Here is a 13,731-nt window from a genome sequence, read left to right as displayed (position 1 = left end):
ATTACAATCTTCCTGCTCTATATTTACGAACTAGTAAAGCAAGTGACCCAAGCAATAGCACCATGTATAAACCTAGTTGTGCTGTATCTGCCGTTTTTGAGTTTTTCTCTTTTTTCGAATCATTTTTTTGATCTTCTTTTTTCTTCTTATCATCTGCATTTCGGTTAAAATCAGGATTATCTACTTTTTTTACATTATCTACTTTCGGTGTAATCACTGGATTGTTCGGATTATTTTTTGGATCCTCTTTAATCGTGCCTAACACACCAATATTATTTGTATCAAATTGAATTTGGACATCGTAGAAATGATGGTAGTTCATTTCGTTGATATCAACTTTTACTTTTGCATTTAATTTTGCAAATAAATCACTTACTTCAAATTGCACTACTCTCCTATTTGCATTTTTATCTTCGCTTACTACTTTCGCATCAGCAAAAAGACTGTTATTTTCCGTTTGGAATTTTGTAATCCATGCACTATTTTTCAACGTCATCTCAATGTACTTTTTACCATCTTTAACGATTAATTTTGCTGGGTGTACAGTATAGTCATGCATCTTTGAAAGCTCATTTGTTTTATCTTTTAACACTTTAAATGGAATATCATATTGACCATCCACTAAATTTCTTGGATCAACTATTACTTTTGGCTTATTATTTCCGCCTTGGTTGTTGTTTCCACCTTGGTTATCGTTTCCGCCTTGGTTATCGTTTCCGCCTTGGTTGTCGTTTTCGCCTTGGTTATCGTTTTCGCCTTGGTTATCGTTTTCGCCTTGGTTGTTATCGTTTCCGCCTTGGTTGTCGTTTTCGCCTTGGTTATCGTTTTCGCCTTGGTTATCGTTTCCGTGTCGTTTTCGCCTTGGTTACCTAAAACTTTAATACTATCTTGATCAAATACAAATTGAACATCGTAGAAATGGTGATAATTCATCGCATCAATATCTACTTTTACTTTTGCGTTTAATTTTTTAGATAAATCATCTACTTCTAACTCTACTACTTTTGTATTTTGCTCTTTATTCTCACTTAATACTTTTGCATTAACAAAAGAACTATTCTTCTCAAACTCAAACTTTGTAATCCATGCACTATTCGTTAATGTAAACGATACATACTTCTTACCATCTTTCACTTTTAGTACAGCTGGACTCTTTGTATATGTGTTCATCATTGAAATTTCTTCTGTTTGATCTTTTAGAACTTTAAAGCCAATGCTGTATTCACCATCTTTAAGGGCTTTTGGATCAATGGTTGCGTTGTTACCTTGGTTGTTGTTTCCACCTTGGTTATCGTTTCCGCCTTGGTTATCGTTTCCGCCTTGGTTATCGTTTTCGCCTTGGTTATCGTTTCCGCCTTGGTTATCGTTTCCGCTTTGGTTTTTGTTTTCGGTTTTCGTTTCCGCCTTGGTTATTGTTTCCGCCTTGGTTATCGTTTTCGCCTTGGTTATCGTTTCCGCCTTGTTTCCGCCTTGGTTATCTAAAGATTTAATGCTACCTTTATCAAATGCAAATTGAATATCATAAAAATGGTGATAATTCATTGAATCGATATCTACTTTTACTTTTGCATTTAACTTTTTAGATACATCGTCTACTTCTACTTCCACTACGCGTGTATCAGCTTTTTTATCTTCACTTAATACACTCGCATCAACGAACAAACCATTTTTCTCAAATTCAAACTTTGTAATCCATGCACTATTCGTTAATGTGAATGATACATATTTTTTACCATCTTTCACCTTTAACACGCCCGGACTCTTCGTATACGTGTTCATCATTGAAATTTCTTCTGTTTGATCTTTTAAAGCTTTGAAACTGATGCTGTATTCACCGTCTTTAATTGTTTCAACATTCGGCTTCTCTACTTCTGGTTTCTCTACCTCTGGCTTTTTATCACCGTCTGGTTGCTTTTCTTCGTTCTTAATTGGCTCAAGTTTATCTTGTTCAAATAAAAGTTGTACATCATGTGTTTGCTTATAGTTTCTTGATGCCATTTCGATAAATACTTTTGTATTTAATTTTTTTGATAAATCGTCCACTTCAAACTCTACTACTCTTGTATCTTTTTCTTTATCTTCACTCACTACTTTTGCATCAGCAAATGCGCCATCTTTTTCCGTTTGGAAATTTTTAATTAATGAGCTACTTGTTAGTGTTACAATTGCCTTTTTCTTACCGTTTTCTACTTTTAATACTCCTGGATTTACCATGTAATTATTCATCTTAGATTCTTCATCTGTCTTATCTTTTAACACTTTAAATGGAATACTATAATTCCCATCGTTAATTGTGTTAGAATTGGGTTGTTGATCTGGGTCAGGCTTTTGGTCGGGCTTCTGACTTGGATCCGGTTTTTCATTTGGATCTGGCTTATTTGCTGGATCCTCTTTTTCATTTGGTTTTTCTACATGAATCGGTGTAATACTATTTTGCTCAAATGCAATACGCACATCATAGTCATGATGATAATTTAAAAAGTCTATGTCTACTTTTACTTTCGCATTTAATACTTTCTCTACATCGTCCACTTCAAATTCTACTACTCGTGTATCTTTTTCTTTATCTTCACTACTTACATTTGTCGCAACAAACTGGCCACTTTTTTCTGTTTCAAACTTCGTAATCCATGAACTATGTTCTAACGTAAAGGATACCTTCTTCTTCCCATCCTTCACTTTTAAAGTTCCTGGACTTACAGAGTATTGATTCATCATAGATTCTTCATCTGATGTATCCTTAAGAACTTTGAAACCGATTGAATATTCACCGTCAGCTAGTTGGCTTGCTGCTTGAACTGCAAGAGGTTGTAATGTTGATACGAATGTAAATATCATTAAACACATCGCAACAACAATTTTAAGATATCTATTCAATGGACTAACGCTCCTTTATTTAGTTTTGACGTACTTTACGAATTAAGAAAACACCTGAAATAAGAATTAACACTGCAAATAATCCGATGCGTGCTTCATCGCCTGTTTTTGGGTTATCTGTTTTTTCAGCTTTTCCACTTTCATTTGTTCCTTTGCTTGCCTCTTTATTTGCTTCTTTACTCTCTTCTTTCTTCACTTCTTCTTTTACTTGTGTATCTGTTTTTGTTTGATCATTATTCTTTGTTACAGTAGTTGCTTTATTTTCTCCACCTACCGCTTTTACATTTGCATCAAATGCAAAGCGAATTGTGTAGTTATGGTCATAATTTACGTTAGGTACAACAACATGAATTTTTACAGCTGCTGGTTTAGATAGGTCGTCTATTTTAAACTCTACAGTTCTTTTATCTGCAGATTCATCTTTACTAACAACTTTTGCATCAACAAAGTTTCCGTTCTCTGGTGCTTTAAATTCTGTAATCCAAGCACTATGATTCATAGGAATTTGTACTCTCATCTCACCATTTTTCACAATTAACTTAGCTGGTTTTTCAAAATAATCATTTGCCATTGAAGCTGAATCATTTTCTGCTTTTTGTATGACATAGTTAATATCGTAAGTACCGTCAGCTACATTTGCCGAAGCTTGTCCAAATGGCACTACGAAAAAAGCTAGCATACATACGAATGTCATAATAAAAGCGGGTAATACAGAAATCTTTCTCATTTGGCTTACTTCCTCCTTGTTTATCTTTCATCCATACTTTTTGAAAATGATAATTATTCTCAATATATAAGAAAAAAATAATAATCCTCTATCATTATTTAATTGTAATTTATTTATGTAATATAGATATTATTGATTATCATTCTCACTATGTGCTAAAAATAATATCCCTCCCTATTCCTTATAAAGAGCGATTTACATTTTAACATAAGTCCCTATTTCTTTTGATGATTATCATTCTCAATGAAGGTCAAAAAAATAAAACTAACCATTCTCCTACTCTATCACCTCTATCTACAAAATGATATCGTTATAGAAAACCTTATACCTTTCACTCCTCACTTTCCTTCTAATATTTCCACAACTAAGTCAATCTTAGCCTAATGCTAATTTTTTTGTCAACTATATTACGTATAAAATTTTTAATATCTAAATTTCCCTATATGCAATTTTTTCTACAAAAAAAGAGACTTTCTTTCATAGAAAGCCTCTTTTCACTATTTTTCTACAGCAACTTCTTGCTTTTGAAATAAAGAAACTACATATCCAATTGCAATTCCAATGATACCCGGAACTAGCCAACCAATCCCTACACTATATAGTGGAATTTTATCTAAGATAGGAGCAAGGGCCGCTACTTGAAGATTTGCATTATGCAATCCATCAAAGAAGCTAATTGCAAATGCTCCTACAATACCGCCTACATACATAGCTAATGGAAGACGAATATAGTTTTCAACAAGTGATAATACAATCAGTACGATACCAATTGGATAAATTGCAATTAAAATCGGTAATGCTAATGCGTTTAACTGAGTTAACCCAAGGTTTGCTACCATAAATGCTAATACACAGAAGATGAAAACAACCTTTTGATAAGAAAGCTTTGGTAATAAGGAAGAAAAATATTCCCCACAAGCTGCAACAATACCTACAGAAGTTGTTAAACATGCCGCTGTAATTGCGATCCCTAATAATAAAGTTCCGTAACTACCAAATAAATGATTTACAACGTTTGTTAAAATAATTCCTCCGTTTGCTCCCATTCCAAGAGACACACTAGAAGCTCCCAGATAAGCAAGTGCTAAATAAACAAGTAGTAAACCGAGCGCTGCAATAAATCCTGCAAAGATTGTTACTTTTGCAATGCTGTTCTTATTTGTAACGCCTTTTGCTTTTAAAGCATTAATAACAACATTTCCGAAAACAAGTGCTGCAAGTCCATCTAAAGTTAAATATCCATCAATAAAACCTTTAAAGAGCGGAGCATTATACGCTTCTGTCGGTGCACCAAATTCTCCAATTGGTGTAATAATTGCTTTACCTACGATAATTGCTATAACAGCTAACAAAATTGGAGTTAATACTTTACCTATGCGGCCCACTAATTTCGATGGGTTTAAAGCTAAATAGAAAGTTACTGCAAAGAAAATGAATGTAAAGATAACAAGTGGATATGATTGACCAGCTATATCACTTGGTAAAAATGGTGCAACACTCATTTCATAAGCAACTGTTCCTGTACGCGGAACACTTACGAATACACCTAAACATAAATAAATTGCAGTGATAAAAACAAGTGCGAATACAGGGTGTACACGTCCCGCTAGCTCATTAATATCTCCCTTTAGAGCTATAACAATTACCCCTAATAAAGGTAATCCAACACCTGTTACGATAAAGCCAAATAACGCGATCCATACGTCTGTTCCAGCACCTTGCCCTAAAGCTGGCGGGAAAATCATATTACCTGCACCGAAAAATAGTGCAAACAACATTAAACTTATTGCAAACATCTCAGAAAACTTTAAAGATGATTTCATTTCTACTAACCTCCTAAATATTTTTACATTGACAAAATATTCTGAATTAAAGACCGTCACATATCCTCTTTCAAGCATACTTCCCCGTAAAAGAACGCAAAAAACACCCGTCCCTAACAAAGGGACGAGTGTTGAAATCGTGGTTCCACCCTTATTCTAATAAAATGAATTTATAACAAAATAAGCTCATTTTATAGCTCGTGTAAATTGATAACGGTTTTATCCGCCAAGAATTACAATGCATCATGCAGTTCACTCTTGAAGTTTAGAGGTGGTAAGTTTGCCTTTCCGTATTAGGAAGCTCACAGCCTAGGCTTCCCTCTCTGAGAATCGTCAAAAACAACTCATGTCCTCATCATTACTTTTATAAAATATCTTGTCGAAACTTGTTGTTTTTTATTATATGGGCTATTTTTTAAAAAATCAATAGTTTTATTTTTTCTGACAAAAAAATATAGGGAGAAAATTTCCCCTCCCTATATTTGCCCTATTAATATTTCTAATTCCTCAGCTGTAATGTTACGCCATTTTCCCACTTCTAGATCATCTAGCTCTATATTCATAATACGAACCCGCTTTAGCTTTGTTACAGTAAACCCGAAAGCACGGCTCATTCTACGAATTTGTCTGTTCATTCCTTGCGTTAAAACGATGCGAAATGTAGATTGATCCACTCTCGTCACTTTACAAGGCTTCGTCATTCCATCTTTAATCTTTACACCGCTGGACATCTCATCAATAAACCAATCTGTAAACGGCTTATCAACCGTAACGATGTATTCTTTCTCGTGCTCATGATCACCGTGTAAAATTTGATTTGCAATCGCACCGTCATTCGTTAATAAGATTAGTCCTTCCGACGCTTTATCTAATCGCCCAACAGGAAAGATACGCTCTGGGTAATTGATATAATCAATAATATTATCTTCAATATGATCGGCTGCTGTACAAGTAATTCCGATTGGTTTATGAAAGGCAATATACACCTTTTCCTTCTCTTCTTTTGCAATAACCTGTCCATCAATCGTTACCACATCACCATCGCTCACGAGTGCACCGTGCGTACATATTTCGCCGTTAATAGCCACGCGTCCTGCTTTAATGAGACGGTCTGTTTCGCGTCTTGAACAGGATTTTGCTTCGCTTATGTATTGGTTGATTTTCATAGCTTATTCCTTTTCCTATATATTAAAAGCGTCAATCTATGGCAATATCACTCTGCCACGATTGACGCTCTTTTACTTCGCAAAAACAACTAAATAAATAACCCCAATTACCAAAAATATTCCGCAACAAGCTAACAATACTTTTGCAAGTTTGTCCATAAACATATAATGGTTCCCCTTTGTTTCGTTGTTTGCTATTTTAATTCGACAACTGTTACGCCTAGGCCTCCCTCGCCCATGTCACCGTAGCGGTAGTTTTTCACACCGCGGTGTTTCTTCAAGTAATCTTGTACACCTTGGCGAAGCGCTCCTGTTCCTTTACCGTGAATAATTGATACGCGAGGATAGCTTGCAAGCTGTGCATCGTCTAAATATTTTTCAACGCGCATCATTGCATCTTCATAACGTTCACCGCGAAGATCGAGCTCTAACGAAACGTGATAATCTCTACCCTTCACACTTGCGACTGCTTTTTTCTCAGTTTGCTTCGGTGTATTAATGTATTCCATATTGGATTCTTTCACTTTCATCTTCAGAATACCAATTTGTACGCTCCACTCTGTATCACTTACCTTTTCAAGCAATTGACCTTTTTGACCAAACGTTAACACTTTTACTTCATCACCTGCGCGTAATTGTTGTTTTGGCGCTGTGTTTTTCACGTTTATTTTTTGTTTCTTCACAAGCTCTGGCGCCGCACCTTCTAGACGGCTCTTCGCTTCAATAAGCTCATGGTCTTTCACGTTTATAAGCTGTGCTTTACGCAATTGACGAAGTTCTTGAATAATGCCTTCTGCCTCTTTCTTTGCAGCTTCGACTTTTTCTTCCCCTTCTTTTTGCGCTTTTAATAATTTTTCATCGCGCTCATCATTAAATTCAATAATTTGACGCTGTAATTCGCGATGCAGTTTTTCAGATTGCTTGCGAAGTGCTTCTGCTTCGTTCCAGTCACGCTCTGCATTCTTTTGACTTTCTTCTAACTTCGCAATCATATTTTCAATTTTGTTTGTATCTGTACTAATGTGGTTACGAGCTTGATCAATCACGCGATCAGATAGTCCAAGGCGCTTCGAAATTTCAAAGGCATTACTACGTCCTGGTACACCGATTAATAATTTATACGTTGGGCTTAATGTGTTCACGTCGAACTCAACGCTCGCATTAATAACTTTCTCACGGTTATATCCGTATGCTTTTAATTCTGGGTAATGCGTCGTAGCAACAACGCGAGCACCACGATTACATACTTCATCTAAAATTGAAATTGCTAATGCAGCCCCTTCTTGCGGATCTGTTCCAGCACCTAATTCATCGAATAAAACTAAGCTTTCAAAATCAGCTTTTTCTAAAATATCAACAATGTTCACCATATGTGAGGAGAACGTACTTAAACTTTGTTCAATCGATTGCTCATCACCGATATCGGCAAAGATATTTTTAAATACACAAATCTCTGATTCATCCATTACTGGAATGTGAAGGCCAGATTGCGCCATTAGCACACAAATACCAACTGTTTTCAGCGTAACTGTTTTACCACCTGTATTTGGTCCTGTAATAACAATTGTCGTGAAATCTTTCCCTAACATAATGTTATTTGGCACGATAATTTCTGGATCAATAAGCGGATGACGTGCTTGTCTTAAATCCATATAACGCTCGTTATTTACGATTGGTTTCGTTGCTTTTATACGCTTCCCATAAAAAGCTTTCGCAAAAATAAAGTCAAGATTCGCAACTACTTCTACGTTAGATAAAACGATATCCGCTTCTACTGCCACTTCTTCTGTTAACATCAATAAGATGCGTTCGATTTCTTGTTTTTCTTTCACTCGTGCTTCTTGAAGCGCGTTATTTAACTCTACAATGACTTGTGGTTCAATAAATAACGTTTGCCCAGAAGCTGATTGATCGTGAACAATACCGCCATATACACCGCGGTATTCTTGTTTTACCGGGATTACGTAACGTTCGTTACGAATCGTTACAATCGCGTCAGACAGCATCTTTTGCGCGTTGGAAGAACGCGTCATATTTTCTAACTTTTCACGAATACGACTTTCCGCAGTACGAATTTGAGTACGAATACCACGCAGTTTATCACTTGCGCTATCGACTACTTCACCGCCATCACCGATACAATTTGTAATTTTCTTTTCTAAATCATATAAAGATACAATTTGAGCGACATGAGTTTCTAAAATTGGAAGCTCGACACCATTATCAACCATATCTTCAATGAAACGTTTCATATTGCGACTACCATACATCGTATTGGCAATATCAAGTAGTTCATTCGGGCTTAACATACTTCCAATCTTTGCACGCTTCACATTTGAGCGAATATCCGTAATACCACCTAATGGTGCACTACCTTTTAAACGAATGACTTTCGCTGCTTCATCTGTTGTATCTTGCATTTCTACAATTTCTTCAAAATCAGTGCTTGGCACTAAATGCTTCACTTTGTCACGGCCAAGTGAAGAGGCTGTATGTTCAAGTAATTGTTCTTTTACTTTATTGTATTCTAATACACGCAACGTTCTTTCTAACATGTTGCAGGTCCCCCTTGTGTTACTTATTACGTTTAATATAGTCTAATAAACGTTCGATATTCCACGTGTTAATCACGTTATCTTTTTGAATCCAACCTTTACGTGCTGCTGCTACACCTGTTTCCATATCTTCTAACATTTCAAGCGTATGAGCATCCGTATTAATCGCTACTTTTACACCAGCATCTTGTGCTTGTTTTAATAATTTCGCGCTTAAATCTAGACGGTTCGGATTCGCATTTAATTCTAAAACTGTATTTGTTTCTTTTGCGAGCTCGATTAATAAATCTGTATCCACATCATAGCCCTCGCGGCGTCCAAGAAGACGTCCTGTCGGATGAGCAATCATTGTGACATGCTTATTCTCCAGCGCAGCACGAAGACGTTTCATAATCGTTTCACGGTCTTGTGAGAAGCTAGAGTGAATCGCTCCAATGACATAATCTAATTCTGCTAATACTTCATCGTCAAAATCAAGTGTTGCATCCGGTAAAATATCCATTTCAATTCCGCGTAAAATTGTAATATCTGGATACTTTTCGTTCATACGTTCAATTTCTTTCGCTTGTTCACGAAGGCGCTCTTTCGTTAAACCGTTCGCTACTTTCAAGTATTGTGAGTGATCAGTAATCGCCATAAACTTATATCCACGAGCACGGCACGCTTGTACCATCTCTTCAATGGAAAAAGCACCATCACTCCATGTTGTATGCATATGTAAATCACCTTGTATGTCAGAGAACTGAATTAAGTTTGGATACTCTTTAATTAATTCAATTTCTTTTCCATCTTCACGCACTTCTGGTGGGATAAATGGAAGACCGAAATGAGCGAAGAACTCCTCTTCTGTTTCAAATGTTCTCACTTCACCTGTTTCTAAGTTTTCTACACCGTACTCACTAATTTTCTCGCCTCTATCTTTCGCGATTTGGCGCATTTTTACGTTATGATCTTTTGATCCTGTGAAATGGTGAAGGGTTGTAATAAATTCTTCTGGTTTTACTAAACGGAAATCGATTGAAATATCATATTCATATTGAAGACGAACAGAAACTTTTGTATCTCCACTTGCGATTACTTCAATCATATTATCAAATTGCAGTAAATGCTCACGTACTGCAGCTGGTTCTGTCGTTGCAATGATAAAGTCTAAATCTTTCACTGTTTCACGAACACGGCGCAAACTACCAGCACGAGAGAAACGAATTACTTCAGCAATATTCGACAATTTCTCCTCTATTTCCCCGGCAATAGGTAATACCATTGCGATTGGTAAACGCTCTGGACGAGAGCCTACTTGATCGATTGCTTCTAATATTTTCTCTTCTGTCTTCTTACCGAAACCTGCTAAAGCTTGTACTTTATTTTCCTCACAAACCGCTTTTAGCGATTCCATATCAACAACACCAAGTTCTTTATATAACTTAGCTACCTTTTTACCACCAAGGCCTGGTAATTTTAATAACGGTAATAAGCTACTTGGCACTTCTTTTTCAAGCTCTTGTAATACTTCAGATGTTCCCGATTCTATATATTCTTGAATAACTGCTGCTGTTCCTTTTCCAATGCCCGGAATCTTCGTGAAATCTTCAATCTCAGAAAGACTACGATCATCACTTTCTAATGCTGCCGCCGCCTTACGAAATGCAGATATTTTAAATGGATTCGCGCCCTTTAGTTCCATAAAAAGCCCAATTGTCTCTAGTAATTTAATAACTTGTTTTTTATTTACTTTCATCATTACCCCGCCTTTCTTTCATAGAAAAAAACTCCTCTTTCCGAAAAAAGAGAAGTTATACTCTGCTACCTGTCTGCCATAGTTCCTTCACCTTTTCAGAAAGAATCGGTGTATCGTCTACAATTATTTTGCTAATTGATGATTTTTGTAATGGTGTTTGTATTTGTTCAATCGGAAGAATGTTTCCAACGATAATTAAAACAAACAAAATAATATATACTTCTAAAAATCCGAGGATTGCCCCCGCAAACGCATTGACTTGCTTTAAAACCGGTATTTCTGCAAACATATTTAACAAATTACCAAGTAATGAAAGTGCAATTTTTGTAATAATAAACAATATGATAAACGCAAGCGCTTGATAAAATACTGTTTCAATATTATTTGCATCAATCCATTCTGGAACAGATACGTTTTTATCAAATGGATACGGAATAAATTTCGCAAGTGCTGGCGCTAAATCTTTACAGTACCAGTATGCAACAAGGTATGCGATAATAAAGCTTGTTAACTTTACAAGTTGCAGAATAAACCCTCTGCGTAAGCCGAGGAAAAATCCCATAACAAGCAGTAAAATGATAATAATATCAATCATGTTATTCCATTCCTTTTTTTGTCATACTTTCTTTCAATTTCTCATGTTCTTCTTTTAATTTTATGTAATCGTGTATGACGTTTACTGCCGTCAATACCGCTAGTCTACTCGTGTCAAGCGAAGGATTCTTGGCATTGAGTTCGCGCATTTTATCATCCACAATCGCTGCTACCATGCGGATATGACTTGTACTTTCATCGCCAACAACTGAATATTGTTGACCATAGATTTCTACATTAATTCGACTTTTCTTTCCCTTTTGTTGTGACAACTCACCGGCCTCCAATCACGTACAGAATCCTAAAGTTTATCATACCATGAACCATCATATTATGGAAACAGAAAGAACAATCCGATATGATAAAAATAACAATATAAAAAAAGGAGCGACCATCTTGTCAAATTCTATCATAATACAAACAAGTTCTACAGTAATTGAAGACATGAAACAACAATACAAACAAGCGCTTAGTCCAAAAACCCCACAAGGCGGGATCTTCATGGCAAAGGTGCCATCTTGCACGATTACAGCTTATAAATCTGGAAAAGTAATGTTCCAAGGTGGCCGTGCTGAAGCAGAAGCTTCTCGTTGGCAAACTGTCTCTCAAACACCGAAAACAGCTGTAAAAAAATCTGTAGATTCACACCGTTATGCACCCCCTGCTTCCATCGGTACAATGTCTATCGTAGGGTCAGATGAAGTTGGTACTGGTGATTTCTTCGGACCGATGACAGTAGTTGCTGTATATGTGGATGCGGAGCAAATCCCACTGTTAAAAGAACTTGGTGTAAAAGACTCTAAAAACTTAAATGACGATCAAATTACTGCCATTGCAAAACAACTTCTACACGTTGTTCCTTACAGCTCTCTTGTCCTTCATAATGAAAAATATAACGAGCTATTTGATAAAGGAAACAACCAAGGTAAGTTAAAAGCTTTACTGCATAATAAAGCTATTACAAACTTATTAGCTAAAATTGCACCTACAAAACCTGAAGGCGTCTTAATCGATCAATTCACACAACCTGATACATACTACAAATATTTAGCAAAACAAAAACAGGTACAGCGTGAAAATGTTTACTTCGCGACGAAAGGCGAAAGCGTACACTTAGCAGTAGCCGCTGCCTCCATTTTAGCTCGTTACTCATTCGTAAAACAGTTTGACGAACTAAGCAAAAAAGCCGGTATGCCACTTCCAAAAGGTGCTGGTAAACAAGTTGATATTGCAGCTGCTAAATTAATTCAAAAGCTTGGTAAAGAACGATTACCTGAGTTTGTGAAAATGCATTTCGCTAATAAGGAGAAGGCGTTTCGCTTATTAAAATAGTATCGACAAAAACAGGAGGCTACAAACTCCTGTTTTTTTGTTTCCCCTACTACTATCCTTATAATTTTGTTACAATTAAAATATACAGATTATTCTAACATAGGAGGAGATTCCCATTGCTACTTCTACAAATGATTCTAAATATTTTACTAGGCGATCCACACGAAAGACAGTTTGAAATTAGAGAAAACATTCAGCTACTAAGTGAACAACGAGAGTTCAACGATTTAATAGAGCGTTATGGCCGTTCTTTCTTATTAAACTTTCGGATTCGAAGATTTATCGGGAAACACGATGCCCGCTTGTTAATACATAATCCAGCAAAACTACAGTACTTCTGTGAGGAACTTGAATCTATGATTAGAAAAAAAGGATTGTTTACATAAGGAGGTATTTCATATGAACGCTGTAAAAGTTAAAAAGGTATTATATGTTTTCGTACACCTCGTGGGCCCACTTTCTTACCTCACTATTTCTACCATTTGGGGAGCTTTTTTCACTACTAAATCTACATTCGAAAATATATCTGATAATCTTGGTGTGATGGCTATCTATTACGTGCTTATGAGTTTACTGTGGTTTTTCTATTTAGATCGATTAGACAAAGATGTAGATAAAATTACAAAAGAAATTAATGATAATAAGGTGTAATACATATAAAAAAAGGAGAGCCGCCAAGACTCTCCTTTTTTATGTTAACTTCTTTTCTGCTTCTTATTTGATGAAGATACTTTATGAGAACCTGTTTCATGTGCCGTCGTTCCTTGTCCTTCTATTTCTGGAGAACCAAGGCTTGATCTTGAATGATCTTTTTTCACTTTTTTACTCATTTATATTCACCCCTTCGTGTTACTTTTTGCTACGAGGTAATAAACTATGCAAAATAAAAAGCGAGAGGAAATCCTCTCGCTTTTTTCAT

General features: G+C 36.0%; 11 protein-coding genes, 1 pseudogene and 1 other annotated feature. Of the genes and pseudogenes, 3 read left to right on the top strand and 9 right to left on the bottom strand.

Going from position 1 to position 13,731, the window contains the following annotated elements:
• Position 1: 1 nt before the first annotated feature.
• From DM800_RS06920 to zapA, 8 genes and pseudogenes are all read right to left on the bottom strand, one after another.
• Positions 2-2,847: pseudogene (locus DM800_RS06920) on the bottom strand (NEAT domain-containing protein).
• A 49-nt stretch (positions 2,848-2,896) separates the two neighbouring features.
• A complete protein-coding gene (gene isdC, locus DM800_RS06915) occupies positions 2,897-3,604 on the bottom strand; it encodes a heme uptake protein IsdC (protein ID WP_147786627.1) in 708 nt (235 codons plus the stop codon).
• 497 nt (positions 3,605-4,101) lie between these two features.
• Positions 4,102-5,427 (bottom strand): branched-chain amino acid transport system II carrier protein BrnQ6, encoded by a 1,326-nt coding sequence (gene brnQ6, locus DM800_RS06910; protein WP_088609274.1) that lies wholly within the window; start codon positions 5,425-5,427, stop codon positions 4,102-4,104.
• Between the two features lie 117 nt (positions 5,428-5,544).
• Positions 5,545-5,795, bottom strand: a binding site (T-box leader).
• Positions 5,796-5,903: 108 nt separating this feature from the next.
• On the bottom strand, positions 5,904-6,593 hold the full coding sequence (locus DM800_RS06905) for a 23S rRNA pseudouridine(2604) synthase RluF (RefSeq protein ID WP_088609275.1): 690 nt from the start codon (positions 6,591-6,593) through the stop codon (positions 5,904-5,906).
• Between the two features lie 194 nt (positions 6,594-6,787).
• Positions 6,788-9,148, bottom strand: coding sequence for an endonuclease MutS2 (locus tag DM800_RS06900; RefSeq protein WP_147786626.1), 2,361 nt, complete (start codon positions 9,146-9,148; stop codon positions 6,788-6,790).
• Between the two features lie 19 nt (positions 9,149-9,167).
• Positions 9,168-10,886 carry a DNA polymerase/3'-5' exonuclease PolX gene (polX, locus tag DM800_RS06895; RefSeq protein WP_088064537.1) on the bottom strand — a complete coding sequence of 573 codons (1,719 nt, stop codon included), beginning with the start codon at positions 10,884-10,886 and terminating at the stop codon, positions 9,168-9,170.
• A gap of 55 nt (positions 10,887-10,941) precedes the next feature.
• Entirely contained in the window at positions 10,942-11,481 is a 540-nt protein-coding gene (locus DM800_RS06890; RefSeq protein WP_000565411.1) for a CvpA family protein, read from the bottom strand.
• A gap of 1 nt (position 11,482) precedes the next feature.
• Positions 11,483-11,752 carry a cell division protein ZapA gene (gene zapA / locus DM800_RS06885; protein WP_000082701.1) on the bottom strand — a complete coding sequence of 90 codons (270 nt, stop codon included), beginning with the start codon at positions 11,750-11,752 and terminating at the stop codon, positions 11,483-11,485.
• A gap of 124 nt (positions 11,753-11,876) precedes the next feature.
• Between zapA and rnhC the strand changes: the two genes are divergently transcribed.
• The 3 genes from rnhC (at position 11,877) to DM800_RS06870 (ending at position 13,463) form a co-directional block, all read left to right on the top strand.
• Positions 11,877-12,812: a ribonuclease HIII gene (rnhC, locus tag DM800_RS06880; RefSeq protein ID WP_147786625.1), complete on the top strand. Its 936-nt coding sequence runs from the start codon at positions 11,877-11,879 to the stop codon at positions 12,810-12,812.
• A gap of 116 nt (positions 12,813-12,928) precedes the next feature.
• Positions 12,929-13,198 (top strand): hypothetical protein, encoded by a 270-nt coding sequence (locus DM800_RS06875; protein ID WP_088064539.1) that lies wholly within the window; start codon positions 12,929-12,931, stop codon positions 13,196-13,198.
• A 13-nt stretch (positions 13,199-13,211) separates the two neighbouring features.
• Entirely contained in the window at positions 13,212-13,463 is a 252-nt protein-coding gene (locus DM800_RS06870; RefSeq protein ID WP_088609277.1) for a hypothetical protein, read from the top strand.
• Between the two features lie 44 nt (positions 13,464-13,507).
• Here the strand turns inward: DM800_RS06870 and DM800_RS06865 are convergent, their stop codons facing one another.
• Positions 13,508-13,642, bottom strand: a complete 135-nt coding sequence (locus DM800_RS06865; RefSeq protein ID WP_087985370.1) for a YuzL family protein — start codon at positions 13,640-13,642, stop codon at positions 13,508-13,510.
• Positions 13,643-13,731: the final 89 nt, after the last annotated feature.

The organism is Bacillus sp. AY18-3 (assembly GCF_008042305.1).
Taxonomy (GTDB): Bacteria; Bacillota; Bacilli; order Bacillales; family Bacillaceae_G; genus Bacillus_A; species Bacillus_A wiedmannii.
Note: the sequence above shows the minus strand (reverse complement) of the source record. Positions and strands in the feature narration are given on the sequence as shown.

Excerpts from the sequence above, each read along its gene's own strand:
- DM800_RS06870 (WP_088609277.1), top strand. The coding sequence starts at position 13,212 with ATGAACGCTGTAAAAGTTAAAAAGGTATTATATGTTTTCGTACACCTC.
- DM800_RS06905 (WP_088609275.1), bottom strand. The coding sequence starts at position 6,593 with ATGAAAATCAACCAATACATAAGCGAAGCAAAATCCTGTTCAAGACGC.
- brnQ6 (WP_088609274.1), bottom strand. The coding sequence starts at position 5,427 with ATGAAATCATCTTTAAAGTTTTCTGAGATGTTTGCAATAAGTTTAATG.
- isdC (WP_147786627.1), bottom strand. The coding sequence starts at position 3,604 with ATGAGAAAGATTTCTGTATTACCCGCTTTTATTATGACATTCGTATGT.
- DM800_RS06900 (WP_147786626.1), bottom strand. The coding sequence starts at position 9,148 with ATGTTAGAAAGAACGTTGCGTGTATTAGAATACAATAAAGTAAAAGAA.
- DM800_RS06865 (WP_087985370.1), bottom strand. The coding sequence starts at position 13,642 with ATGAGTAAAAAAGTGAAAAAAGATCATTCAAGATCAAGCCTTGGTTCT.
- DM800_RS06890 (WP_000565411.1), bottom strand. The coding sequence starts at position 11,481 with ATGATTGATATTATTATCATTTTACTGCTTGTTATGGGATTTTTCCTC.
- polX (WP_088064537.1), bottom strand. The coding sequence starts at position 10,886 with ATGAAAGTAAATAAAAAACAAGTTATTAAATTACTAGAGACAATTGGG.